The sequence below is a fragment of the Streptomyces bohaiensis genome (assembly GCF_012033785.1).
GTDB lineage: Bacteria > Actinomycetota > Actinomycetes > Streptomycetales > Streptomycetaceae > Streptomyces > Streptomyces bohaiensis.
The window spans coordinates 1-23,496 of sequence record NZ_JAAVJC010000056.1 but is presented as its reverse complement, the minus strand read 5'-3'; the positions used below and the strand labels follow the sequence as shown (position 1 = coordinate 23,496).

Sequence of the window (23,496 nt, the reverse complement as noted above, 5' to 3'; positions counted from 1 at the left end):
GGCGGGGGCCGGCCCGGACCGGGGTGACGCGCGCCGCGCGCGGCGGCACCCCGGCCCGGATCAGCCGCCGGTGGGCAGTCCGCGCAGCCGGGCCAGCTTGCGGCCGGCCTTGAGGTAGACACCCTCGGGCGAGGCCCCGCCGAGATGCTCGGTGACCAGCTCTCCCAAGGGACGCAGCGCGTCCGACTCGGCCAGCACCACGGCCCGCTGCCCGGCGCCGGTCTCCTCGACCACCAGCCGCAGCGCGTTCTGCTTGGCCAACCGGCGGGCGGCGGAGGCGCTGGGGGTGAACTCCAGCACCTGGGTCAGCACGGTGGCGACGCCGTCGGCGCCGTGCGCGGCAAGGTCGACCTCCGGGAGCGCCCCCACCTCGGTGAAGCTCTTCCGCGAGAACTGGGCGGCGAAGCCGGCGCGCGCCGCCATCGCCGCGTCGAGCCCGTGCAGCGCGGTGACCATCTCGCCGGCCAGGACCCGCTTGAGGTCCATCGGGTGCACCGACCGTTCGGCGACCCGCGCCAGCACCGCGGCGATCTCCGGGTCGGTCCACTCGGTCCAGGCGCGGAGGTAGGGCTCCATCAACCGGTCCGGGATCGACATGATCTTCCCGAAGACGTCCTCGGCCGGGGCGGTGAGGGAGACCGCGTTCCCGAGCGACTTCGACATCTTGGCGCCGGAGCCGTCGGTGCCCTCGATGAGCGGGTTGGTGGCGATCAGCTGGGGGGTGAGCCCGTAGATCTCCATGACCCGGCGGCCCATCTGCATGTTCAGCAGCTGGTCGACGCCGCCGAGTTCGATGTCGGCGTCGATCTCGGCGGAGTCGACGGCCATCGCCACCGGGTAGATCAGCTCCGACATGGTCAGGCCGTGGCCCGCCTCCAGCCGGTTCCGGAAGTCCTCCCGCTGCAGCAGCGCGGACGCCGGGACCTGGGCCAGGACGCCGATGAGCCGCGGCAGGGTCACCCCGCCGAGCCACTCGCTGTTGTGGCGCACCGTCACGTGCTCGAAGTTGAAGAACGGCCGCACCTGCTCGCGGTAGCCCGCGAGGTTGCGGGCGATGTCCTCGTCGGTGAGCGGCGGCCGCTCCGCCGAGCGCCCCGAGGGGTCACCGATCTTGGCGGTGATGTCGCCGATGATCAGCGTCACCCGGTGGCCCATCCGCTGGAAGCGGCTGAGCTGGATCATCGGCACCGTGTGGCCGAGGTGCACCTCGGTGGCGGTGGGGTCGATCCCCAGCTTCACGTGCAGACCGCCGGAGTCCCGGGAGGCGACGATGCGCTCGGTCAGCTTCTCCACCGACGGCAGCACGTCGACCGCGCGGGCGGCGATCAGCGCCGCCTGCTCGGCCGGTTCCAGGTCGGTCAGGTCCAGATAGCGTCGCGCGGCGGTCTCCCGGAGCAGTTCCTCGACGACGGAGTCGGAGGAGAGGTCCTGCGCCAGCAGAGTGCCGGCGCGCGCTACGGATTCGCCGAGGCGTGTCACGTTCGGTCCTGACGGTCGGGTACGGGTACGGGTCGGCCGCGATTCTACGCCGCCGACCCGCCCCCGCCCGCCGACCGGCCGGTCAGACCCCGGGGCTCACGGAGCTCATGTGGAACTCCGGCACCCGCAGCGCCGGCATCGACGAGCGGCCGAACCAGTCGCCCCACTCGCGGGAGAGGCACCGCTCGGTGCGGCCCGCCTCCGTCGCGCGGCCCAGCACCGCCAACGGGGACTCGTTGAACCGGAAGTTGTTGACCGCGCCGGTGATCTCCCCGTTCTCCACCAGGTAGACGCCGTCGCGCGTCAACCCGGTCATGAGCAGGTTCTGCGGGTCCACCTCGCGGATGTACCACAGGCAGGTCAGCAGCAGGCCGCGTTCCGTCCCGGCGATCAGCTCCTCGGTGGTCGCCGACGAGCCGGCGTCCAGGATCAGGTTGTCCGGCCGGAGCGCGGACGGCACTCCGGTGACCCCGGCCGCGTACCGGCTGCCGGGCAGCGCCCGGAGCGTGCCGTCGCTGATCCACTCGGCCCGCTCCAGCGGCGCCCCGTTGTCGAACACCGACTGGCCCGAGCCGACCGCGCCACCGGTGGAGTGGGCCACCACGAACGGCTCCACCTCCAGCCCCGGCTCCGCCGGGTCGCTGTACAACCGCACCGGCAGCCGGGTCAGCCGCTCCCCGACGCGGGTGCCGCCGCCCGGGGCGCTGAAGACGGTGCGGCCCTCGGCGGCGTCGCGGACGTCGGCCATCCAGTGGAGGTAGATCAGCAGGTCGGCCACGGCCACCGGTGGCAGCACCGTCTCGTACCGTCCGGCGGGCAGCGCCACGGAGCGCTGCGCCCACGCCAGCCGCCGGGCCAGTTCGCCGTCCATCGCGAGGACGTCCACGTCGCGGAAGTCGTCGGTGGCGCGGTTCGCCCAGGCCGACCGCAGGCGGTCCGGCGACTTCGCGTTCAGCTCCGCCGTCCCCTCCGGGCGGTCGTACCGCAGCCTGGCCCCCGCGGAGGTCCCCAGGTAGGTGGAGGCCACGGTGTGCGAGGCGAAGCCGAACAGCTCGCGGCCGCCGTCGCGGGCGGCGCGGAACGCCTCACCCAGCCCCTCGGCGAACCCGTCCAGCACCGACGGCGAGGTGGTCTGCGGCGGAGCCTCGAACTCGCCGCCGCTCGCCCCCGGGCCGACCAGCGGCTGCGCGTCCTCCACGGGGCCGGCCGCCCGGGCGGCCCGCTCCGCCGCGGCGACCAGCTCCGCCAGCTCCCCGGGAGCCACCCCGGAGCGGGAGACCACCCCGGCGGCGGTCCCGGTGGCGCCGTCCACCGACGCGACCACCGTGACCTGCCGGCCGCGGGTGGTCCCGTTGGTGGTCAGCGCGTTGCCGGCCCACCGGAGGTTGACCGAGGAGTTCTCCTGTACGATCACCGCGGTCTCGTCCGCGCCGGAGAGCTCCAGCGCGCGTTCCACCAGCTCGTGCGGCCGTACCGTGGCCCTGCCCGTCACACCCGTCATGCCCGTCACCGTTCCGTCCTGCTCGCTCGCTGCCGACTGCCGACGTCGTGCCCCGTCGTCCGGAGGGCGGGGCGCCCCCGGTCGAGGCCGGTCACGAGGCGTCCGCCTCGTTCGCGGTGTTGAGGATGCGCACCCCGCGGAACAGCGCCGACGGGCAGCCGTGCGAGACGGCCGCGATCTGGCCCGGCTGTGCCTTGCCGCACATGAACGAGCCGCCCAGCACGTAGGTCTGCGGACCGCCGACCGCCTCCATCGAGCGCCAGAAGTCGGTGGTGGTCGCCTGGTAGGCGACGTCGCGCACCTGCCCCGCGAGCCGCCCGTTCTCGATGCGGAAGAACCGCTGGGCGGTGAACTGGAAGTTGTAGCGCTGCATGTCGATCGACCACGAGTTGTTGCCGACCACGTAGATGCCGCGCTCCACCCGGGAGATCAGCGCCTCGGTGTCCGGACCGCCCGCCGCGGGTCGCAGCGAGACGTTGGCCATCCGCTGCACCGGCACGTGGGAGGGGGAGTCGGCGAAGGCGCAGCCGGTGGAACGCCCCAACCCCTGGGCGGCCGCCATCGCCCGGTCGGTCTGGTAGCCGACGAGGACACCGTCGCGGATCAGGTCCCACTCGCCGGTCTCCACCCCCTCGTCGTCGAAACCGGTGGTCGCCAGGCCGTGCTCCACCGTCCGGTCGCCGGTGACGTGCATCGCCGGGGAGCCGTAGACGAGGGAGCCGAGCTGGTCGACGGTGGCGAAGCTGGTACCCGCCAGCGCCGACTCGTAGCCCAGCGCGCGGTCGAGCTCGGTGGCGTGGCCGATCGACTCGTGGATGGTCAGCCAGAGGTTGCTGGGGTCGATCACCAGGTCGTACGCGCCCGGCTCCACGGTGGGGGCGGCCATCTTCCCGGCCAGCAGCTCCGGGAGGGCGGCCAGTTCGCCGTCCCAGTCCCAGGTGTCGCCGGTCAGGTACTCGAACCCCCGCCCGGCCGGCGGGGCCAGGGTCCGCATCCGGTCGAAGGCGCCGGTGCGACCGTCGATCGCGGTGGCGGTCAGCTCCGGCAGCAGTCGAACGCGCTGCTGGGTGGTGACCGTGCCGGCGGTGTCGGCGTAGAACTTGTTCTCCTGGACCGTCCACAGCCGGGCGTCGACGTGGTCGATCCCCTCCGCGGCGAGCAGCCGTGACGACCAGTCGCCGAGCAGTTCCGCCTGTTCCGCCACCGGGACGTCGAACGGGTTCACCTCGTAGGAGGAGATCCAGGTGCGTTCGCCGTGGGAGGGCTCCGCGGCCAGCTCGACCGGTGCACCGCCCGCTCGGCCGCGCACCGTGGCCGCCAGCTTCGCCATGGCCACCGCGCTGCCCGCGACACGCGCCGCCGCGTCCATGGTCGGCTCGATCCCGGCGGCGAACCCCCAGGAGCCGCCGTGCAGCACGCGCACCGCGTACCCGGTGTCGGTGGTGTCGTCGCTGCCCGACAACCGGGCGTCGCGGAGGTTCACCCGGGCGCTGCGGACCCGCTCGAAGCGGAAGTCGGCGTGGTCGGCGCCGAGCGCCCGGGCACGGGCGAGCGCCGCGTCGGCGAGTGCCCGCAAGGGGAGCGCGGCGAACGACGCGTCGATGGTGGGTGGCACGGCAGCTCCAGGGTCTCGGCCGACGGGAGGACCGCGGCGCGCCGTCTCCGGTGCCGCGGGCCGCAGCCGATCATGCCGCCCCGACCGGCCACCTGGCCAGGGTCGCGGTCCCCCGCCTCCGGCCCGCCGCACGGTCGCACCCTGTAGGAACCCGACAGGGTGCGCCGGGTGCGGCTGTGGCGGACGGCGTCCCCGGGCCCCCGGCCCGGCGGCTAGCGTGGAGCCTCGCACTACGACTCGGAGAAAGGGTGGTCCCTTGAGCCGCTCGGTACTGGTCACCGGAGGGAACCGCGGGATCGGCCTGGCCATCGCCCGGTCGCTCGCCGAAGCCGGCGACACGGTCGCCTACACCTACCGTTCCGGTGAGCCGCCGGCCGAACTGGCCGACCTCGGCTGCCTGGCGGTGCGGTGCGACATCACCGACCCGGAGCAGGTGGAGCAGGCGTACAAGGAGATCGAGGAGAAGCAGGGCGCGGTCCAGGTCCTCGTGGCCAACGCCGGCGTCAACCGCGACCAGCTGCTGCTGCGCATGTCCGAGGAGGACTTCGCGACGGTCGTCGACACCAACCTGACCGGTACCTTCCGGGTCGTGAAGCGGGCCTCGCGCGGCATGCTGCGCGCCCGCAGCGGCCGGATCGTGCTGATCTCCTCCGTCGTGGGGCTGCTGGGCTCCGCGGGGCAGGTCAACTACGCGGCCTCCAAGGCCGGTCTGGTCGGCTTCGCCCGGTCCGTCTCCCGCGAGCTGGGCTCGCGGTCGATCACCTGCAACGTGATCGCCCCCGGCTTCGTGGACACCGACATGACGCGCGCCCTCAGCGACGAGCAGCGCGGCGCCATCGTCAAGCAGATCCCGCTCGCGCGCTACGCCGCGCCGGAGGAGATCGCCGCCACCGTCCGCTTCCTGGCGTCCGACGACGCCGCATACATCACTGGTGCCGTCATCCCCGTTGACGGCGGATTGGGCATGGGTCACTGAAACCATGAGTGGACTTCTCGCCGGCAAGCGCATCCTCGTCACCGGGGTGCTGACCGACGCTTCGATCGCCTTCCACGTCGCGCGCCTGGCGCAGGAGGAGGGTGCGGAGGTCGTGCTCACCGGCTTCGGCCGCCTCTCCCTGGTGCAGCGCATCGCCAAGCGGCTCCCCAAGGAGGCGCCGGTGATCGAGCTGGACGTGCAGAACCAGGAGCACCTGGACGGCCTCGCCGACGCGGTGAGCGCGCACTTCGGTGACGACGCCTCCCTCGACGGCGTGGTGCACTCCATCGGCTTCGCGCCGCAGGACGCGCTGGGCGGCAACTTCCTCAACACCGGCTGGGACTCGGTCGCCACCGCGGTGGAGGTCTCCGCGTACTCGCTGAAGTCGCTGACCATGGCGGTGCTGCCGCTGCTGGAGAAGCGCGGCGGCTCGGTGGTCGGCATGGACTTCGACGCCCAGGTGGCGTGGCCCAAGTACGACTGGATGGGTGTGGCGAAGGCGGCTCTGGAGTCGACCTCCCGCTACCTCGCCCGCGACCTCGGCTCCCGCGACATCCGGGTCAACCTGGTCTCGGCCGGTCCGATCAAGTCGATGGCCGCCAAGTCGATCCCGGGGTTCGAGGAGCTGGCCGACGTGTGGAACAACCGCGCGCCGATCGGCTGGGACCTCGCGGACCCGGAGCCCGCGGCCCGCGGCGTCGTGGCGCTGATGTCCGACTGGTTCCCCAAGACCACGGGCGAGATCGTCCACGTGGACGGCGGCGTGCACATGATGGGCGCCTGACACCGGGCGCTGCGCGGTCCCGGTGCGCCGGGACCGCCCGAACGAGGTACCGGCCGGGGCCGGGACGTCACTCCTGTGGCGTCCCGGCCCCGGCCGCGTGCCGCCCCTGCGGGGTGGCGGGCTGTCAGTCCGCCACGACACCCCGGCAGGTGTGGGCGTAGGACCCGGCCTCGGTGGCCGCGGCCTCCGCGTCACCGTCGCGGATCGCCGCCACCAGTCGGGCGTGGTCCAGGTGGTCCTCGGGGCGGAGCTCGTCGCCCACGTCGTGGCGGAGGAACGCCCGCAGCACGGCGCCGAGGTCGGCGTAGAGCGCGGTCAGCACCTCGTTGTGGGAGGCCTTGACCACGGCCATGTGGAACGTGGCGTCGGCCTCCACGAAGGCGTCCACATCGCCCCCCGCCCACGCGTCCTCGCGACGGGCCAGCAGCGCCCGGAGGTGGGTGACCTCGGCCTCGGTGCGCCGGTGGGCGGCGTGCCGGGCGGCGGACGCCTCCAGGGTGGAGCGCAGCTCGGCGACGTGCCGGGGATCGGCGTCGGCGAACCGGCGGTGCATCACGCCGGCGAGCTCGCTGGTGGCCAGGACGTAGGTGCCCGAGCCCTGCCGGATGTCCAGCAGGCCGTTGTGGGCGAGGGCGCGGATCGCTTCGCGGACCGTGTTCCGGGCCACTCCCAGCTGTTCCACGAGCTCGGGTTCGGTGGGGATGCGGGAGCCGACCGGCCATTCGCCCGAGGTGATCTGCCGGCGCAGTTCGACGATCACCTGGTCCGCGAGGGCGGAGCGACGAGGTGAGGACAGAGGCATGGTTCTCCCGGGAGCCGTTTGGCCGGACACATCCAATGATTCTATGATGCCACCATGGCAGACAGGTATGACGGTGACACCGTGCGGACAGCATCCCGTGAGACGAAGCCCCGCGGTGACACGATGACCGCCATGTCCCCGCGGATGGCGCTGCTGGTCGCCGTCGGCCTCGTCCTGGCCGCCTTCAACCTCCGCCCGGCGATCTCCGGCCTCGGTCCGCTGCTGGAGGAGGTCCGCGCCGCCCTCGCCATGAGCCCCACCGTCGCGGGACTGCTGACCTCCGCGCCCGCGCTGTGCTTCGCCGTCTTCGGCGCCCTCACTCCGCGGCTCTCCCGACGCTGGGGCCCGACCGCCGTCCTGGTGGCGGGCATGGCCGCCATCACCCTCGGCGTCGCACTGCGGCCGCTCGCCGGCAGCACCGGCGTCTTCCTGCTGACCAGCGCGCTGGCGCTCGCCGGTATCGCCGTCAGCAACGGGCTGATGCCCGTCATCGTCAAGCGGTTCTTCCCCGACCGCGTCGGCACCATGACCGGCCTCTACTCCACCGGCCTCGCCCTCGGCACCTCCGGCGCCGCGGCGCTGACCGTCCCGCTCACCGACGCCCTCGGCGGCGGCTGGCGCACCGGCCTCGCCATCTGGGCGGTCCCCGGGGCGCTCGCCGTGGCCTGCTGGATGACCGTGGTGGTCCGCGGCCGCGCGGCGCCCGGCGGCCCGGCCGCCGCCGCCACCCCCGCCGACGGGCCGCCCGTCCGCATCACCCGGTCGCCCACCGCGTGGGCCCTGGCCGTGTTCTTCGGGCTCCAGTCCACCGGCGCCTACGTGACCATGGGCTGGATGGCGCAGATCTACCGGGACGCCGGCCTCTCCGCCACCACCGCCGGCACCCTGGTCGCCGTCGCCATGGGCATGGGCGTCCCCCTCGCCTTCGTCCTGCCCAAACTGGCCGCCCGCTTCTCCCACCAGGGCCCGCTCATCACCGTCCTCGGCCTCTGCGGCGTCGCCAGCTACATCGGGCTGATGACCGCACCCGCCGCCGGGGCATGGGCCTGGGCCCTGCTGCTGGGCATCGCCAACTGCGCCTTCCCGGTCGTCCTCACCCTCATCGGGCTCCGCGCGCGCACCGGTACCGGCGTCTCCCAGCTCTCGGCCTTCGTGCAGAGCACCGGCTACCTCCTCTGCATCCCCGGTCCGCTGCTCGTCGGCGTCCTCTACGGCTCCACCGGCGGCTGGCACGCACCGCTGATGTTCATGACCGTTCTCGCCCTCGCACAGGTCGCCGTCGGCATCGTCGCGGGCCGCGACCGCGTCATCGAGGACGGCGGCTGACCCGACCCCGACGCGCCCGGCGCCGGGCGCGGACCGCAGGAGGCCGCCGAGCACGGGCAGCGTGCGAGACTGGCGCCATGCCGGTACTCGAACCCAACCCGCCCAGCGGCCAGAACGGCCTGCTGAAGATCCTCGGGGCCATGGCGCTCATCGCCGTCGTCATCTCCGTGATCGCCACCGTCGCCTCCCCCTGACCCGCGGCGGCCACGACGGTGGGGCTGACCCCATCACCCCTAGGGGGACAGGTTCAGGGGCGACTGGGTGGATCACCCGATGGTCCACCGCCCCCGCTCTTCCGTAGCGTCGACGTACGGTCCGGGGACGCCCCCGGGACGCGGCCCCGGCCCCGCCGCCGGGCACCCGCCGCGTCACGTCGAAGCGGACGGAGAGCGCCCATGTCGGCCCCCACCCACCCCCTGCGGCACGCCGGCGACACCCCGCGGTCCCCGGCCCAGACCCGGGTGCCCTGGTGGGCACTGCTGCTCCCCGCCGTGGCCTTCGCCGTCCTCCTCGCGCTTCCCGCCGCCACCACCGCCTCCGCCGTGGGGGACGGCAGCGCGCAGCACCAGCCCCAGCTCGTCTCCGAACTGCTCGAACGCGTCCACCAGGCGCTGCTGCGCGCCTGACGCCGGCGGCACGCCCGGACCCCGGCCCAGCCCGTCGATCCGTGGGACGCTGGCAGCATGACCACCGACACGCCGCGCCGGATCGTCCTGCTCCGCCACGCCAAGGCCGACTGGCCCGAGGTCCCCGACCACGAGCGCCCCCTCGCCGACCGCGGCCGCCGCGAGGCCCCCGCCGCAGGCCGCTGGCTCGCGGACCAGGGCATCCTTCCCGACCTCGTGCTCTGCTCGACGGCGATCCGCACCCGCGACACCTGGAAGCTGCTCGCCCCGGAACTGCCGCACCGGCCCCCCACCCGGTACGAGGGCCGCGTCTACGAGGCGAGCCCCGGAGAGCTGATCGCCCTGGTCAACCAGGTGGAGGACGAGGCCCGCACCCTGCTGATCGTCGGCCACAACCCGGCCGTGCACGCGACCGCCGACATCCTCACCGGCGGCGGCGACCCGGAGGCCCGGGCCGGCCTCGCTGCCGGATTCCCACCCGCCACCCTCGCCGTTCTCACCCTCGACGGCGACTGGAGCAGCGCCGAACCCGGGAGCGCCACCCTCACCCACTACTGGACGCCCCGCGGCTGACCACCGCTCCGTGCGCGGTGCCCCATCACCGCGCGCGACCGCGCCCTGCCCGCCGGAGCCCCGGCGGGCAGGGCGCGGTCGGGCACACGGGCGGGGGTGCCCTTCCCAGGGAGGCTCTCAGGGACGCGGGCCGGCCGCCTCCGCGTCGGCCTCGGCGTCGGCCGCCTCGACCTCCTCGCGGGAGATGCCCAGCAGGTACAGCACCGTGTCCAGGAACGGCACGTTCACCGCCGTGTCCGCCGCGGTCCGTACCAGCGGCTTGGCGTTGAACGCCACACCCAGCCCGGCGGCGTTCAGCATGTCCAGGTCGTTGGCACCGTCCCCGATCGCCACCGTCTGCGAGAGCGGCACCCCGGCCTCCGCGGCGAACCGCCGCAGCAGCGCCGCCTTCCCCGCGCGGTCCACGACCTCGCCCGTCACCCGGCCGGTGAACCGGCCGTCCACCACCTCCAGCGTGTTGGCCGAGGCGAAGTCCAGTCCCAACTCGTCGCGCAGCGCGTCGGTGACCTGGGTGAACCCGCCGGAGACCACACCCACCTGGAAACCGAGCCGCTTCAGCGTCCGCACCAGCGTCCGCGCGCCCGGCGTCAGCCGGACCTCCGCGCGGACCTTCTCCACCACCGACTCCTCCAGCCCCGCCAACAGCGCCACCCGGGCGTGCAGCGACTGCTCGAAGTCCAGCTCGCCGCGCATCGCCGCCGCGGTCACCTCCGCCACCTGCGGCTCGCACCCGGCGTGTGCCGCGAACAGCTCGATGACCTCGTCCTGGATCAGCGTGGAGTCCACATCCATCACCACCAGCCGCCGCGCCCGCCGCTGCAGCCCCGCCGCGACCACGGCGATGTCCACGCCCCGGTGCGCCGCCTGCGGCGCCAGCTCGGTGCGCAGCAGCCCGCTGTCCACCCCGGAGACGTCGAACTCCACCGCCGTCACGGGGTACTTCGCCAGCCGCCTGATGCGGTCGATGTTCCCGCCCGCTCCGGCGATCCTGGCCGCTATCACCGACGTGGCCTCGGCCGAGAGCGGGTGACCCAGCACGGTCACGTGCGAGCGCCCCGCGGCCCGCGGCCGGTTGTCGCCGACACCGGAGATGATCTCGGCCTGGAGCCGCATCGCCTCCGCCCAGCCGTGGACGGTCGCCCGCAGCTCGCCCTCCGACTCCTGACCGTGAGCCGGTGTGGTGACCAGCGCGCACAGCGTGATGCGCCCCCGGGTGACCACCTGCTCCAGGTCGACCACATCGGCGGAGAAGGCGGCCAGCGTCTCCAGCAGCCCGGCGGTGAGCCCGGGGCGGTCCTTGCCGAAGATCTTGACCAGCAGGGTCGGCGTGTCGGCTGTGGCGGCCGGGGACGTCCCCGGAGCCTGTGACGGCGTGGTGTGCGCGGCTGAGATCATGGTGCGTCCCACGGTAGCCGCTGGCCCGGGCACCCGCCCCGCCGTCCGTCCCCCGGACGCCGCGCCCGCCCGCGCCCGCCCCCTCGCGCGACCGGCCGCGACCACGCGAGCGCCCCGCCGCAGCGGCGTCCGCGGCGAGTGTCACGGCGCGGACGCCACTGTGCACCAGCTCCGTGACTTCCCCGGGGCCGATTACCCGATCCGGGTCGGCGCCTGGGATAGTTCGGCGCACGATGTTCGCCTTCCCAAGGTTCCGCACGCGGACCGCTCGGGGGACAACTATGTGGGGCGTGGAGTGCCGGAACTCTCACTGGAACTGAACGGACAGAGCTGGACGCTGGACCCGACCCGGTCCTACACGATCGGCCGCGACCCCCAGGGCGACCTGGTGCTCCAGGACACCCGCGTGTCCTGGCGGCACGCGACCGTGCGGTGGGGCGGCCAGGGCTGGGTGGTGGAGGACCACGGCAGCACCAACGGGACCTACGTGCAGGGGCAGCGGGTACGCGAGTTCCCGCTGGCGCCGGGCACGGTCATCAACCTGGGCAACGTCAGCGACGGCCCGCGGCTGACCTTCACCGGCGAGGTGCCCGTACCGCAGCAGGCGGCACCCGAGTCGCACCAGCCGGCGTTCGCCGGCGCGGGCGTCACCGCCCCCATGCCGGCGCAGCCGCCCGGCGGTGAGGCAGGAGCCGGCGGAGGTGCCCCCGACCTCGGCGGCCGCAGCGCCACCACCTTCCACGAACTCACCGTGGGCCGCGTCACCCGCATAGGGCGCGCCCTGGAGAACGAGCTGGTCGTCTCCGACCTGCAGGTCTCCCGGTACCACGCCGAGTTCCTCGCCACACCCGACGGACGCTTCGAGCTGCGGGACCTGGGGAGCCACAACGGCACCTACGTCAACGGCCAGCCGATGCAGAAGAACGGCCGGCAGGTCCTCAGCCAGAACGACACGGTCGGCATCGGCCACTCGGCGTTCCGGCTGATCGGCAACCAGCTGCAGGAGTTCGTCGACACCGGTGAGGTGTCCTTCTCCGCCCGCCACCTCACCGTCAAGGTGAACAACGACAAGCTGACCATCCTCGACGACGTCTCCTTCGGGGTGCCGGAGAAGTCCCTGGTCGGCGTCATCGGCCCCTCCGGCTCCGGCAAGTCCACCCTGCTGCGCGCGCTCACCGGCTACCGCCCGGCCACCGAGGGCGAGGTGCTGTACGACCACCGCAACCTCTACACGCACTTCGCCGAGCTGCGGCACCGCATCGGACTCGTCCCGCAGGACGACATCCTCCACACCGCGCTGCCCATCCGGCAGGCGCTCCGGCTCGCCGCCGAACTCCGCTTCCCCGGCGACGTCGGCGAGGCCGAGCGCAACGCCCGCGTCGAGGAGGTCCTCGCCGAGCTGAAGCTCGACATCCACGCCACCAAGCGGATCAACGCGCTCTCCGGCGGCCAGCGCAAGCGTGTCTCCGTCGCCCTCGAACTGCTCACCAAGCCGTCGCTGATCTTCCTGGACGAGCCCACCTCCGGACTCGACCCCGGCATGGACCGCGACGTCATGCAGCTGCTGCGCGGCATGGCCGACGACGGCCGCACCGTCCTCGTCGTCACCCACTCCGTCGCCGAGCTCGGCCTCTGCGACCGCGTCCTGGTGATGGCCCCCGGCGGCGGCGTCGCCTACTTCGGCCCGCCGGACGAGGCGCTGAACTTCTTCGGCTACGACAACTGGGCCGACGTCTTCTCGGCGTTCGAGAACTACCGCGACTACGACTGGATGAGCCGCTGGCGCGGCTCGGAGCACTACCAGCGCTACGCCGCCGACCTCGACGCCGTGCAGCCCCAGACCGCCCACGTCCCGCCGATGCCCGCCCGCCAGCAGCAGGCCCAGAGCTGGGGCTCCCAGGTCTGGACCCTGGTGCGGCGCTACCTGGCGGTCATCGCCGCCGACCGCGGCTTCATCGGCCTCACCCTGGCGCTCCCGATCATCCTCGGACTGGTCAGCGTCGTCATCCCCGCCGCACACGGCCTCGGCTACGGGCCGATCGACCGGGCCCAGACCAACGGCCAGGCCTCCATCGTGCTGCTGGTGCTCGTCATCGGCATGTGCTTCGCCGGGTCGGCCAACGCGGTCAGGGAACTCATCAAGGAACGGGTGATCTACGAACGCGAACGCGCGGTCGGACTCTCCCGCTCGGCGTACCTGATGTCCAAGGTCGTCGTCCTCGGCATGGTCACCGCCGTACAGGGGATCATCCTCTGCCTCATCGGCTTCGCCCCCCGCGAGATGCCCGCCGAGGCCGTGCTGTTCGGTTCGCCCGCCGTCGAGATGACCATCGTGATCGTCACCCTCGGCTTCACCTCGATGATGATTGGCCTGGTCATCTCCTCGCTGGTCCGCACCTCCGAGATGACCATGCCGCTGCTGGTGATGATCTCGGTCGTGCAGCTGGTCTTCACCGGCGCCCTCTTCGAGGTCCACGGCAACCTCGGCGTCGAGCAGCTCGCCTGGCTGATGCCCTCCCGCTGGGGCCTCGCCGGCGCCGGCGCCACCGCCGACCTCAACACCCTCACCGGCGCCCGCCAGTCCGGCGACCCCGACCGGCTCTGGGACCACGAGGCCGCCGTCTGGCTCCTCGACGTCAGCATGCTGGTCGTCCTCGGCGTCATCTGCGGCTTCCTGGTCATGAAGTTCCTGCGCCGCCACGAGCCCGAGGTCATGCGCGACTGACGGCGAGCACACGCACGGCGACGGCGACGGCACCGGACCCCCGGGTGCCGTCGCCGTCGCCGTCTCCCCTCCTGCGCCCGCCCGGACGGGCGGACGGCCACCGCGGCGCGCCGCCCCGGCTGCGCGCCGCGCGGAGCTCAGTACCAGTGGTTGGCCTGCCAGAACGACCACGCCGCGCAGGGGCTGCCGTAGCGCTCGTTCATGTAGTCCACACCCCAGCGGATCTGCGTCTCCGGGTTGGTGCGCCAGTCGGCCCCCTCGGAGGCCATCTTGTCGCCCGGCAGCGACTGCACCAGACCGTAGGCGCCGCTCTCGGCGTTGGTCGCCGTGTGGTCCCAGGAGCTCTCGCGCTCCACGATGCTCGAGAAGCACGCGAACTGCGCGTCGTCCCCGATCACCTCACGGGCGATGTCCTTGCTGTCCGACGAGGCCACGGCCGGCGCCGCCGACGCGGCGTGCGCCTGCCCCGGCAGCCCCACCACGCCGAGGCCGCCCAACGCGGTGGCGGCCAGGGAGGCCGCGACCAGCCGGCGGGCGCGGGAGGTGCGGGAACGCGGAGTGGTGCTGACAGCCATCGGGCGACTACCTCGGTCTCTTGCGGGGGCCCGCCGGACCGGCGGGAACGGACGACCACCATCCTTGGCAGACCGGCCCGAACCGGGCAATCGCCGCTTCTCCGACCCCGGTTAGCAGCCCGGGCCGCCCGCCCCGAGCCCTCCACGACCCGGCCCGCACCACCACCGCCCGCCCCGCGCACCGGGCCCGGCGGGACCCGCCGCCTCCTACCCGGCATCGTGGCGGGACCTTCGACCTGTGGCCCACCTCATGCCGGGCACCACCGACCACTGCGCTCCGGTGGCCGCCGGCAGCGCACCGTCACCACCCGTCCGGACCCGCCCCGCACCCCGGCCCCGCGGCCACCGCCCCGGGTACCGTGCACCCATGGGCACCCCACCGTCGGCGCACCCCACCGGCCTCGCCGCCGTGAGCGCCGCACTGCTGGCCATGAACCGCACCCTGGAGGTGCGGGACGTCCTCCAGACGATCCTCCGCTCCGCCCGCGACCTCCTCGGCGCCCGCTACGGCGCCCTCGGCGTCCCCGACGGCAACGGGGGATTCGCCCAGTTCCTGGTCGAGGGCGTCACCGACGAGCAGTGGCGGGCCATCGGGCCGCTCCCGCGCCAGCACGGGCTCCTCGCCGCCATGCTGTGCGAGGACACCCCGGTCCGCCTCGCCGACGTCCGCGACGACCCGCGCTTCGAGGGCTGGCCCGACGCACACCCCGCCCTCGGCGCCTTCCTCGGCATGCGCATCGTCAGCGGCGACGAGGTGCTCGGCGCGCTCTTCCTCGCGGACAAGGCCCCCCGCCACGAGACGCCCGAACCGGAGCCCGACCGGCCCGCCCACCCCCAGCCGGAACAACCCGCCACAGACCACCCCGGCGCCCAGTTCACCGCCCAGGACGAGGAACTGCTCCGCCTCCTCGCCGAACACGCGGCGATCGCCCTGACCAACGCGCGGCTCTTCGAGCGGGGACGGGAACTCACCATCGCCGAGGAGCGCGCCCGCATAGCGCACGAACTCCACGACGCCGTGGCCCAGAAGCTGTTCTCCCTCCGCCTCACCGCCCAGGCCGCGGCCACCCTCATCGAGCGCGACCCGGCACGCGCCCGCGCCGAACTGACCCAGGTCACCCACCTCGCCGCCGACGCCGCGGAGGAACTGCGGGCCGCCGTGGTCGAGCTGCGCCCCGCGGCCCTCGACGAGGACGGCCTGCACGCCACCCTCGCCGCCCAGGTCCACGTCCTGGACCGCGCCCATCCCGCGCGCACCACCTTCCACGGCGACCACCCCCGCGCGTTGCCCGCCGCACAGGAGGAGGCCCTGCTGCGCGTCGCGCAGGAAGCGCTCCACAACGCGCTGCGCCACGCCGACGCCGCCACCGTCGACGTCGCCCTGACCCGGCGCGGCACGGCCACCGTCCTCCGGGTCACCGACGACGGCAGCGGCTTCGACCCCGCGGCCGTCCGCGCCGCCGGACGCCACCTCGGACTGGTCTCCATGCGGGAACGCGCCACCGGCGTCGGCGGCCGGCTCACCGTCGAATCCGCCCCCGGCCGGGGCACCGTCGTCGAAATGGAGGTACCCGGTGGCTGAGGACCCGATCCGCGTCCTGATCGTCGACGACCACCAGGTCGTGCGGCGCGGGCTGCGCACCTTCCTGGAGGTGCAGGAGGGCATCGAGGTCGTCGGCGAGGCGGCGGACGGCGCCGAGGGCGTCGCCCGCACCGCCGACCTGCGACCGGACGTCGTCCTGCTCGACCTGAAGATGCCCGGCACCGACGGCGTCGAGGCGCTGCGCGCCCTCGACGAGCAGCAGAGCCCCGCCCGGGTGCTGGTCGTCACCAGCTTCACGGAGCAGCGCACGGTCGTCCCCGCGCTGCGCGCCGGCGCCGCCGGCTACGTCCACAAGGACGTCGACCCGCTCGCCCTGGCGCGCGCCATCCGGTCGGTCCACTCCGGCCACACCGTCCTGCAACCCGAGGTGGTGCGCGCGCTCCTCGCCTCCGACGGCACCGGGTCGGGGCGGCAGGGCACCCTCACCGACCGGGAGAGGGAAGTGCTGTCCCTGATCGCCCGCGGCCGCTCCAACCGCGACATCGCCCGCGCCCTGGTGCTGTCGGAGAAGACGGTGAAGACCCACGTCTCCAACATCCTGATGAAGCTGGATCTGACCGACCGCACCCAGGCCGCACTCTGGGCGGTGCGGCACGGTATCACCGGGTGACGCGCGCGCCCCGCAGGCCGACCGCGGCGCGCCGCCGCGCCGTGGCGCGCGGAGCACGAAGTTCACCCCCCGGGGTGCTCCTGGGGCGGCGGGCGTATCCAGGCAGGGAGTCGGGCGTTGACCAGTGCGTGCTGCGGCAGCTGGCCGCACGTATCGAGAAGGGTCATCTCGTGAAGAACCTGAAGAAGGCCGTCACGGTCACCGCCGTGGCCGGTGGCATCCTCGCCGCCGGTACCGGTGTCGCCTCCGCGAACGCCGGTGCCGAGGCGCTGGCCGCCAACTCCCCCGGCGTCCTCTCCGGCAACGCCGTGCAGGTCCCCGTTCACGTGCCGATCAACGTCTGCGGCAACACCGTCAACGTGGTGGGCCTGCTGAACCCGACCTTCGGCAACACCTGCATCAACGACAGCAGCACGCACCACTACCACAAGAAGTGGTGAATGCGCTGAGCCGGTAGGGCCTTTCGCTGCCCTGACCTGCACCGGAGCGCCTCTTGGGGTGCCCCGGTCCGGCCCTCGCCCCGTTCTCGGGGCGGGGGCCGGCGTCGTGTCGGCCCCCGCCGCCTGCGTGACCCGATCGGGGGTATCGCCGGCCCGTACCGTGTCCGGGCTTCGGCCCCGGCGTTACTCAGCGTGCGACTCCGCAGTCGGAGCCGCACGTATTGCCCTTCAGGAGGAAGTCACATGCACAGCACCAAGAAGGCCGCCCTTGTCGTCGCCGCCGCGGGGGCCGCGCTCGGTGCCGCCGCCGGTTCCGCCGCCGCGGACTCCGGGGCCGAGGCCCTGGCCGTCAACTCGCCCGGCGTCGGCTCGGGCAACATCGCCCAGGTCCCGGTGGACGTGCCCGTCAACATCACGGGCAACACCCTCACCGTCATCGGTGCGCTGAACCCCGCCTTCGGCAACGGCAGCATCAACAACTGACGCCGCGGCCTCGCCGGACCGCCCCGCCGCGCCGTCCCCCGGCGCGGCGGGGCTCCGGTGTGCCCGCCGCACCCCGCTGACGGACCGGTCGGGCCCGGATCATCGCCCGTGCGCCGCCTCCTCCGCGTACGCGTTGTACGCGGCGGTCCGCGCCCGTCGCGCAGCCCGCTCCACCGGCCGGATCAGCTCCGCCCGCAGCGCCGCCTGACCCGCACTCAGTGAGCCGTCGCCCCCGGGCGCAGCCGCCACCGCCACCAGCGCCCGCACCCTCCCGGCCAGCGCGAGGACCCGCACCGCCCGGGGCGGGTACCCGGGAGCCAGCCCCTCCGCCTCCCGCTCCGCCCGGGCCCGGTAGGCGTCGACCTCGGCCCGCGCCACCGGCCCGGCCTCCGGCAGCCCGAGCCGCGCGACGCCCTCCGCCGTCTCGCGCAGCAGCTCCGTCAGCTCCCGCTCCGCCTCGCCCAGCGAGGGCACGTCGGGCAGCAGGTCGGAGCGGACCGGCGCGACCCGCCACCGGACGACCGCCCCCCGGCCCCCCGCCGCCGACCCGACCTCGGGCAGCAAGCCGATGCCGACCTCAGGGGCGAGCACCGCCTCGCCCGCCTCCAGGGCCGCCGCGTTGAACTCGGGCGGCCCGCAGAGACCCAGCGGGTCCCCCGGCGCGGGCAGCGCCACCCGCAGCGCCACCACCCCCGCGCCGCGCAGCCGCGACAGCGCGACCGCCGGGCTCACGGGCCCCTCCTCACCCGGCAGGCCCACGACCCGGTGGGCCGCGTCCTCGCCGACGACACCGGCAGCGGCGTCGTCCGGCGAGACACGTCCGGTCAGCAACGCGTTCCCCCAGGCGGCGAACCGCCCGGAACGTGGTTCATCGAGCATGTCCGACAGCTTACGAACCCCGCGCCGCCCGACGTACCGGCCGGCGGGGGAGCGCTGTCGGCACGTCAACCGCCTCCTGGGGCGTGGACCGCTCGGCGGGTGGCGTAGTTTGGTGCCGGGGCCCGCGCCCCGGCCGGTTCCCGGCGACACGACGGCGACTGCACTTGGGAGAGATCGCGCGCATGAGCGATGTACTGGAGCTGGTGGACGTATCCGTGGTCCGCGGCGGACGTGCTCTGGTGGACCAGGTGTCCTGGTCGGTCGCCGAGGGCGAGCGCTGGGTGATCCTCGGCCCCAACGGCGCGGGCAAGACCACCCTGCTGAACGTCGCCTCCAGCTACCTCTTCCCGACCACCGGCACCGTCCAGATCCTGGGCGAGAAGCTCGGCGCCGTGGACGTCTTCGAGCTGCGCCCGCGCGTCGGTGTGGCCGGCAGCGCGCTCGCGGCCCGCCTGCCCCGCAGCCAGACCGTGCTGCAGACCGTCCTCACCGCCGCCTACGGCGTCACCGCCGGCTGGCGCGAGCAGTACGACGAGGTCGACGAGCAGCGTGCCCGCGCCTTCCTGGACCGCCTGGGGATGAGCGGTCACCTCGACCGCACCTTCGGCACCCTCTCCGAGGGCGAGCGCAAGCGGACCCAGATCGCCCGCGCGATGATGACCGACCCCGAACTGCTGCTCCTCGACGAGCCCGCGGCCGGTCTCGACCTCGGTGGCCGCGAGGACCTCGTCCGCCGCCTCGGCCGCCTCGCCCGCGACCCGTTCGCGCCGTCGATGATCATGGTCACCCACCACGTCGAGGAGATCCCGCCGGGCTTCACGCACCTCCTGCTGATCCAGCGGGGCGGAATTCTGGCCGCCGGACCCCTCGGCGAGGTACTCACTTCGGCCAACCTCTCGCGGTGCTTCGGCCTCCCGCTCGTCGTCGAGCAGCAGGGGGACCGCTACACCGCCAAGGGCCTGCCGCTCACCTGACGATCGCGCTCTGTCGCACGACGGCTACGACCCCTACCATGGGGGGCGTGGACTTCTGGGTGTGGTGGCTGATCGTCGCCGGAGGCTTTGCTATCCCGCTGGTGCTCACGGCAATGCCGGAGTTCGGCATGCTCTCGGTCGGTGCCGTCGCCGCGGCCGCGGCCTCGGCGCTCACCGACAACCTCGCGGTGCAGGTGGTCCTCTTCTGCCTGGTCTCCACCGCGCTGATCGTGGTGGTCCGCCCGATCGCACGGCGTTCGCGTGAACAGCCACCGGGCGTGAGCACCGGGGTCGACGCGTTGAAGGGCCGCTCCGCCGTGGTCGTCGAGCGGGTGGACGCGCACCGGGGCCAGGTCAAGCTGGCCGGGGAGGTCTGGTCGGCCCGCGCGCTGGACGGTGGCGAGATCTTCGAGCCGGGCAGCCAGGTGAGCATCGTGGAGATCGACGGGGCAACCGCCGTCGTGATGTGATGGATCACATCACGTAGCCGCCGTCACACTCAAGTGGCCCACCGGCCCTTTCAGTTCCAGTCACAAGGGGAGTCACGATGGACGCCGTCATCATCGTGCTGGTCATCCTGGTGGTGCTGGTCTTCATCGCACTCATCAAGACGATCCAGGTCATCCAGCAGGCCAGTGCGGCCATCGTGGAGCGGTTCGGCCGCTACACCCGGACGCTCAACGCCGGCCTCAACATCGTGGTGCCGTTCATCGACACCATCCGCAACCGCATCGACCTCCGTGAGCAGGTCGTGCCCTTCCCCCCGCAGCCGGTGATCACCCAGGACAACCTGGTCGTGAACATCGACACCGTCATCTACTACCAGGTCACCGACGCCCGGGCCGCGACCTACGAGGTCTCGAACTTCATCCAGGCGATCGAGCAGCTGACGGTCACCACCCTCCGCAACATCATCGGCGGCATGGACCTGGAGCGGACCCTCACCTCGCGTGAGGAGATCAACGCGGCCCTGCGCGGCGTCCTCGACGAGGCCACCGGCAAGTGGGGCATCCGCGTCAACCGTGTCGAGTTGAAGGCCATCGAGCCGCCCACCTCCATCCAGGACTCGATGGAGAAGCAGATGCGCGCCGACCGCGACAAGCGCGCCGCGATCCTCCAGGCCGAAGGTGTGCGGCAGTCGGAGATCCTGCAGGCCGAGGGCGCCAAGCAGTCCGAGATCCTGCGCGCCGAAGGTGACGCCAAGGCCGCCGCACTGCGGGCCGAGGGTGAGGCCCAGGCGATCCGCACCGTCTTCGAGGCGATCCACGCCGGCGACGCGGACCAGAAGCTGCTCTCCTACCAGTACGTCCAGATGCTGCCGAAGATCGCCGAGGGCAGCGCCAACAAGCTCTGGATCGTGCCCAGCGAGATCGGCGAGGCGCTCAAGGGACTCGGCGGCAGCCTGGGCAAGCTCGCCCAGCCCGACGGCGGCGGCGACGCCGGCGCCGCGGCGGCCTCTCCCGGGCGGGACACCTCCCCGCCGAAGCTGGACAAGCCGGCCGGGCCTCCGCCGCCCCGCCTGACCTGACCCACCCGCTCATGGAGCCGGCCCGACCCTCCAGCCCCAGCAGCAGGGCATCGCCGGCCCGGACCCCGACAACGGGGTCCGGGCCGGCTCCATGAGCAGCACGGGCGAACGGCCGCCCCTCGGTGGTCAGGCCACCGCCGGACGGCGCAGCCACTCCGGCAGCGAGGCGCCGTCCCGACCCTCCAGCCCCAGCAGCAGGGCATCGCCGGGCGTCGGCTCGAAGGGCTTGATCAGCAGCTGCATTCCCGCCTGGGTCGGCGTGCGGTCGGCCTTGCGGTGGTTGTCCTCCCCACAGGCGGCCACCGTGTTCAGCCAGCTGTCCTCCCCACCGTGGGAGCGGGGGACGATGTGGTCCACCGTGCTCGCCCGCCGCCCGCAGTAGCCGCAGCGGAACCCGTCGCGGACCAGCACCCCGCGCCGCGACCACGGCGCCCGCTGCTTGTAGGGGACCTTCACGTAGCGGCACAGCCGCACCACCCGTGGCACCGGCACCGCCACCCCGGCCGAGCGCAGCAGCCGCGAGGGGTCGGCCTGCTCCACCACCGCCTTCTGCTGCATCACCAGCACGACCGCACGGTGCAGTGTCACCGCCGACAGCGGCTCGAAACTCGCGTTGAGCACCAGCGTCCTGCGCATCCCGCCCACCTCCGGTCCCCGACCCACCCGCCGTGGGCACGTTTTCACTCTGCCCACGCGGAGGGGTCGGGACAACGGAATTACCGGGAAGTTCGCCCGCTCACCCCTGGGCGGCCACCTCGTGGGTCCCGATGAGCTGGGCGCGCCCGATCGCGTGGAACCGCAGCATGAACCCCACCTGCGCGGGCGTCGCGTCCCGGTCGAGGCCGAGGTGCTCGGTGTCGACCGCGTAGACGGTGAACACGTAGCGGTGCTCGCCGTCCCCGGGGGGAGGGGCGGCGCCCTCGAAGCCGTGGCTGCCGCCGTCGTTGCGGACCTGGACGGTGCCGGACGGCATGCCGCCGTGCCCGGGGGCGCCGGCGTTGCGCGGCAGTTCGGTCACGGACGCGGGGATGTCGAAGGCGGACCAGTGCCAGTAGCCGCTGCCGGTCGGCGCGTCCGGGTCGAAGCAGGTGACCGCGTAGCTCTTCGTGCCGTCGGGGGCGCCGGCCCAGCGCAGGTGCGGCGAGGTGTCGCCCTTCGCCTTCACCTGGTCGTCCTTGATCGCCATGCCGTCGAGCACGTCGTCGCTGATCAGGGTGAAGGACTCGACGGGCGGGTGGAAGGCGTGGGGGAGCGGGCGGCGGGACTCGGTCATGATGGCCTCCTCGTCTGGCGAACAGCGGTTGGTCGGGCCAGCGTAATGATCACCACGGCCCACCTCCCGGAGGCGCGGGCATCGGTAAGTCGCCTTTCCGGAAAGGCTGTCGGGACCCCGGTCGTCGCGCAGCCCCCGCCCGGGGCACGGCGGCAGGCAGCAGCCCGGGCCCGACCCGTAGCGCACGTCACGCCGTCGAGCCGCGCTGCCGGCCCCGGCGGTGTGGTGATACTGGAGGGCATGTCCGAGACCGAGACCTCCGAGCGCGGCCCGGCCGCCACCGCGGCCCACGGCGACCGGCTCACCCGCTCCTTCTTCGACCGGCCCGTGCTGACCGTCGCCCCCGACCTGCTCGGCCGGGTCCTGGCGCGCCACGAACCCGGCGGGCCCGTCCTGCTGCGCATCACCGAGGTGGAGGCGTACGACGGCCAGGACGATCCCGGCTCGCACGCGTACCGCGGGCGGACCGCCCGCAACGGCGTGATGTTCGGGCCCCCCGGGCACGCCTACATCTATTTCACCTACGGCATGTGGCACTGCCTCAATCTGGTGTGCCACCCCGAGGGCAGGGCCGGCGGAGTCCTGCTGCGCGCCGGGGAGGTGGTGCGGGGCGCCGAGGTGGCACGACCGCGGCGGGCCACCGCCCGACGCGACCACGAGCTGGCCCGCGGGCCGGCGCGGCTTGCCACGGCGCTCGGCGTCGACCGGTCGTTGGACGGCACCGATGTCTGCGCCACCCCGGCGGTGGCTCTGTCCGTGCACTCCGGAACGCCGGCCGACCCGGCGCGTGTCCGTTCCGGGCCGCGGACCGGGGTCTCCGGCCCCGGCGGGGTGCACCCCTGGCGGTTCTGGATCGACGGGGACCGCACCGTCAGCCCCTACCGCGCCCACCGTCCCAGGAACCGAACTACCGCAGGGACTTGACGCCGAGGACACCTGGCCGTAATGTGGAACGAGTCGCTGAGGAGATGCTGGTCGCTCGCGAGCGCCCCAAGGGCCCGCGGACCGGATCACGCGAAGCGGCAGCCAACCAGAGACGAAGCCCACCGGATTTCCGGTGGACTCGCTGTGTTGTCGTTGCATTCCCCACGGGAATCGTTCGAACAGAGCCGATTAGGCGCTGAACGAAAAGACAGCTAAGGTTGGCAACGCCGAAGGGGAAACCCGGAGGAAAAGGCTGAAAGGCCGAGGGATTGTCCCCGCCGACCGGGGGTCAGGATCACGGAAGTGAGTCTGGTAGAGTCGGAGACACAAAGAAAGACCGAAGGGAAAAGCCCGGAGGGTCTGCTGGAAGGCAGTCCGAAGGAAGCGTCCGTTCCTTGAGAACTC

The 23,496-nt window shown here is 73.3% G+C and carries 24 protein-coding genes; 15 read left to right on the top strand and 9 right to left on the bottom strand.

The window, feature by feature from the left end; genetic code table 11:
• Window positions 1–60: 60 nt before the first annotated feature.
• From tyrS to HCN52_RS09460, 3 genes are all read right to left on the bottom strand, one after another.
• Complete coding sequence (gene tyrS / locus HCN52_RS09470) at window positions 61–1,479, bottom strand: tyrosine--tRNA ligase (protein ID WP_168087947.1); 1,419 nt, start codon at window positions 1,477–1,479, stop codon at window positions 61–63.
• An 82-nt stretch (window positions 1,480–1,561) separates the two neighbouring features.
• On the bottom strand, window positions 1,562–2,980 hold the full coding sequence (locus HCN52_RS09465; protein WP_168087946.1) for a metallopeptidase TldD-related protein: 1,419 nt from the start codon (window positions 2,978–2,980) through the stop codon (window positions 1,562–1,564).
• 91 nt (window positions 2,981–3,071) lie between these two features.
• Window positions 3,072–4,595, bottom strand: coding sequence for a TldD/PmbA family protein (locus tag HCN52_RS09460; protein WP_168087945.1), 1,524 nt, complete (start codon window positions 4,593–4,595; stop codon window positions 3,072–3,074).
• 256 nt (window positions 4,596–4,851) lie between these two features.
• Between HCN52_RS09460 and fabG the strand changes: the two genes are divergently transcribed.
• Window positions 4,852–5,571, top strand: a complete 720-nt coding sequence (gene fabG / locus HCN52_RS09455; protein WP_168087944.1) for a 3-oxoacyl-[acyl-carrier-protein] reductase — start codon at window positions 4,852–4,854, stop codon at window positions 5,569–5,571.
• 4 nt (window positions 5,572–5,575) lie between these two features.
• Window positions 5,576–6,355, top strand: a complete 780-nt coding sequence (fabI, locus tag HCN52_RS09450; RefSeq protein WP_168087943.1) for an enoyl-ACP reductase FabI — start codon at window positions 5,576–5,578, stop codon at window positions 6,353–6,355.
• Between the two features lie 124 nt (window positions 6,356–6,479).
• Here fabI and HCN52_RS09445 read toward each other — a convergent pair whose 3' ends face one another.
• Window positions 6,480–7,157, bottom strand: coding sequence for a FadR/GntR family transcriptional regulator (locus HCN52_RS09445; RefSeq protein WP_168087942.1), 678 nt, complete (start codon window positions 7,155–7,157; stop codon window positions 6,480–6,482).
• Between the two features lie 123 nt (window positions 7,158–7,280).
• Between HCN52_RS09445 and HCN52_RS09440 the strand changes: the two genes are divergently transcribed.
• The 4 genes from HCN52_RS09440 (at window position 7,281) to HCN52_RS09430 (ending at window position 9,682) form a co-directional block, all read left to right on the top strand.
• On the top strand, window positions 7,281–8,483 hold the full coding sequence (locus tag HCN52_RS09440; protein ID WP_245175004.1) for a CynX/NimT family MFS transporter: 1,203 nt from the start codon (window positions 7,281–7,283) through the stop codon (window positions 8,481–8,483).
• 77 nt (window positions 8,484–8,560) lie between these two features.
• Window positions 8,561–8,677 (top strand): SGM_5486 family transporter-associated protein, encoded by a 117-nt coding sequence (locus HCN52_RS25910; RefSeq protein ID WP_280923264.1) that lies wholly within the window; start codon window positions 8,561–8,563, stop codon window positions 8,675–8,677.
• A gap of 201 nt (window positions 8,678–8,878) precedes the next feature.
• A complete protein-coding gene (locus HCN52_RS09435; protein WP_245175006.1) occupies window positions 8,879–9,109 on the top strand; it encodes a hypothetical protein in 231 nt (76 codons plus the stop codon).
• A gap of 57 nt (window positions 9,110–9,166) precedes the next feature.
• On the top strand, window positions 9,167–9,682 hold the full coding sequence (locus HCN52_RS09430) for a SixA phosphatase family protein (protein ID WP_168087940.1): 516 nt from the start codon (window positions 9,167–9,169) through the stop codon (window positions 9,680–9,682).
• A gap of 117 nt (window positions 9,683–9,799) precedes the next feature.
• On the opposite strand, the gene serB is transcribed toward HCN52_RS09430, so the two are convergent.
• The gene (gene serB, locus HCN52_RS09425) at window positions 9,800–11,077 is read right to left on the bottom strand and encodes a phosphoserine phosphatase SerB (protein ID WP_168087939.1); all 1,278 of its coding nucleotides are present in this window, start codon (window positions 11,075–11,077) and stop codon (window positions 9,800–9,802) included.
• A 295-nt stretch (window positions 11,078–11,372) separates the two neighbouring features.
• Between serB and HCN52_RS09420 the strand changes: the two genes are divergently transcribed.
• A complete protein-coding gene (locus HCN52_RS09420; protein WP_168087938.1) occupies window positions 11,373–13,802 on the top strand; it encodes an FHA domain-containing protein in 2,430 nt (809 codons plus the stop codon).
• Between the two features lie 137 nt (window positions 13,803–13,939).
• On the opposite strand, the gene HCN52_RS09415 is transcribed toward HCN52_RS09420, so the two are convergent.
• Window positions 13,940–14,377 (bottom strand): aggregation-promoting factor C-terminal-like domain-containing protein, encoded by a 438-nt coding sequence (locus HCN52_RS09415; protein ID WP_168087937.1) that lies wholly within the window; start codon window positions 14,375–14,377, stop codon window positions 13,940–13,942.
• 367 nt (window positions 14,378–14,744) lie between these two features.
• Between HCN52_RS09415 and HCN52_RS09410 the strand changes: the two genes are divergently transcribed.
• The 4 genes from HCN52_RS09410 (at window position 14,745) to HCN52_RS09395 (ending at window position 17,513) form a co-directional block, all read left to right on the top strand.
• Window positions 14,745–15,959, top strand: coding sequence for a GAF domain-containing sensor histidine kinase (locus HCN52_RS09410; RefSeq protein ID WP_168087936.1), 1,215 nt, complete (start codon window positions 14,745–14,747; stop codon window positions 15,957–15,959).
• Window positions 15,952–16,590 (top strand): response regulator, encoded by a 639-nt coding sequence (locus HCN52_RS09405; protein WP_168087935.1) that lies wholly within the window; start codon window positions 15,952–15,954, stop codon window positions 16,588–16,590. The genes HCN52_RS09410 and HCN52_RS09405 overlap by 8 nt, the downstream gene beginning before the upstream one ends.
• Before the next feature lie 170 nt (window positions 16,591–16,760).
• Complete coding sequence (locus HCN52_RS09400) at window positions 16,761–17,030, top strand: chaplin (protein ID WP_168087934.1); 270 nt, start codon at window positions 16,761–16,763, stop codon at window positions 17,028–17,030.
• 243 nt (window positions 17,031–17,273) lie between these two features.
• On the top strand, window positions 17,274–17,513 hold the full coding sequence (locus HCN52_RS09395; RefSeq protein ID WP_168087933.1) for a chaplin: 240 nt from the start codon (window positions 17,274–17,276) through the stop codon (window positions 17,511–17,513).
• A 99-nt stretch (window positions 17,514–17,612) separates the two neighbouring features.
• Here HCN52_RS09395 and HCN52_RS09390 read toward each other — a convergent pair whose 3' ends face one another.
• A complete protein-coding gene (locus tag HCN52_RS09390; protein WP_168087932.1) occupies window positions 17,613–18,392 on the bottom strand; it encodes an Rv1486c family protein in 780 nt (259 codons plus the stop codon).
• A gap of 182 nt (window positions 18,393–18,574) precedes the next feature.
• On the opposite strand from HCN52_RS09390, the gene HCN52_RS09385 reads away from it, so the two are divergent.
• From HCN52_RS09385 to HCN52_RS09375, 3 genes are all read left to right on the top strand, one after another.
• Window positions 18,575–19,366 (top strand): ABC transporter ATP-binding protein, encoded by a 792-nt coding sequence (locus tag HCN52_RS09385; protein WP_168087931.1) that lies wholly within the window; start codon window positions 18,575–18,577, stop codon window positions 19,364–19,366.
• A gap of 38 nt (window positions 19,367–19,404) precedes the next feature.
• Window positions 19,405–19,836, top strand: a complete 432-nt coding sequence (locus tag HCN52_RS09380; RefSeq protein ID WP_168087930.1) for an NfeD family protein — start codon at window positions 19,405–19,407, stop codon at window positions 19,834–19,836.
• 77 nt (window positions 19,837–19,913) lie between these two features.
• Window positions 19,914–20,894, top strand: a complete 981-nt coding sequence (locus HCN52_RS09375; RefSeq protein ID WP_168087929.1) for an SPFH domain-containing protein — start codon at window positions 19,914–19,916, stop codon at window positions 20,892–20,894.
• A gap of 126 nt (window positions 20,895–21,020) precedes the next feature.
• Here the strand turns inward: HCN52_RS09375 and HCN52_RS09370 are convergent, their stop codons facing one another.
• Window positions 21,021–21,530: an HNH endonuclease gene (locus tag HCN52_RS09370; protein ID WP_168087928.1), complete on the bottom strand. Its 510-nt coding sequence runs from the start codon at window positions 21,528–21,530 to the stop codon at window positions 21,021–21,023.
• A gap of 100 nt (window positions 21,531–21,630) precedes the next feature.
• Window positions 21,631–22,167: a YbhB/YbcL family Raf kinase inhibitor-like protein gene (locus HCN52_RS09365; RefSeq protein ID WP_168087927.1), complete on the bottom strand. Its 537-nt coding sequence runs from the start codon at window positions 22,165–22,167 to the stop codon at window positions 21,631–21,633.
• Between the two features lie 240 nt (window positions 22,168–22,407).
• Between HCN52_RS09365 and HCN52_RS09360 the strand changes: the two genes are divergently transcribed.
• On the top strand, window positions 22,408–23,091 hold the full coding sequence (locus tag HCN52_RS09360) for a DNA-3-methyladenine glycosylase (RefSeq protein ID WP_168087926.1): 684 nt from the start codon (window positions 22,408–22,410) through the stop codon (window positions 23,089–23,091).
• Window positions 23,092–23,496: the final 405 nt, after the last annotated feature.

Coding starts and splice junctions, on each gene's coding strand:
- HCN52_RS09465 (WP_168087946.1), bottom strand. CDS start 2,980: ATGACGGGTGTGACGGGCAGGGCCACGGTACGGCCGCACGAGCTGGTG.
- fabI (WP_168087943.1), top strand. CDS start 5,576: ATGAGTGGACTTCTCGCCGGCAAGCGCATCCTCGTCACCGGGGTGCTG.
- HCN52_RS09445 (WP_168087942.1), bottom strand. CDS start 7,157: ATGCCTCTGTCCTCACCTCGTCGCTCCGCCCTCGCGGACCAGGTGATC.
- HCN52_RS09440 (WP_245175004.1), top strand. CDS start 7,281: ATGACCGCCATGTCCCCGCGGATGGCGCTGCTGGTCGCCGTCGGCCTC.
- HCN52_RS25910 (WP_280923264.1), top strand. CDS start 8,561: ATGCCGGTACTCGAACCCAACCCGCCCAGCGGCCAGAACGGCCTGCTG.
- HCN52_RS09435 (WP_245175006.1), top strand. CDS start 8,879: ATGTCGGCCCCCACCCACCCCCTGCGGCACGCCGGCGACACCCCGCGG.
- HCN52_RS09430 (WP_168087940.1), top strand. CDS start 9,167: ATGACCACCGACACGCCGCGCCGGATCGTCCTGCTCCGCCACGCCAAG.
- serB (WP_168087939.1), bottom strand. CDS start 11,077: ATGATCTCAGCCGCGCACACCACGCCGTCACAGGCTCCGGGGACGTCC.
- HCN52_RS09415 (WP_168087937.1), bottom strand. CDS start 14,377: ATGGCTGTCAGCACCACTCCGCGTTCCCGCACCTCCCGCGCCCGCCGG.
- HCN52_RS09410 (WP_168087936.1), top strand. CDS start 14,745: ATGGGCACCCCACCGTCGGCGCACCCCACCGGCCTCGCCGCCGTGAGC.
- HCN52_RS09395 (WP_168087933.1), top strand. CDS start 17,274: ATGCACAGCACCAAGAAGGCCGCCCTTGTCGTCGCCGCCGCGGGGGCC.
- HCN52_RS09390 (WP_168087932.1), bottom strand. CDS start 18,392: ATGCTCGATGAACCACGTTCCGGGCGGTTCGCCGCCTGGGGGAACGCG.
- HCN52_RS09385 (WP_168087931.1), top strand. CDS start 18,575: ATGAGCGATGTACTGGAGCTGGTGGACGTATCCGTGGTCCGCGGCGGA.
- HCN52_RS09380 (WP_168087930.1), top strand. CDS start 19,405: ATGGGGGGCGTGGACTTCTGGGTGTGGTGGCTGATCGTCGCCGGAGGC.
- HCN52_RS09375 (WP_168087929.1), top strand. CDS start 19,914: ATGGACGCCGTCATCATCGTGCTGGTCATCCTGGTGGTGCTGGTCTTC.
- HCN52_RS09370 (WP_168087928.1), bottom strand. CDS start 21,530: ATGCGCAGGACGCTGGTGCTCAACGCGAGTTTCGAGCCGCTGTCGGCG.
- HCN52_RS09365 (WP_168087927.1), bottom strand. CDS start 22,167: ATGACCGAGTCCCGCCGCCCGCTCCCCCACGCCTTCCACCCGCCCGTC.
- HCN52_RS09360 (WP_168087926.1), top strand. CDS start 22,408: ATGTCCGAGACCGAGACCTCCGAGCGCGGCCCGGCCGCCACCGCGGCC.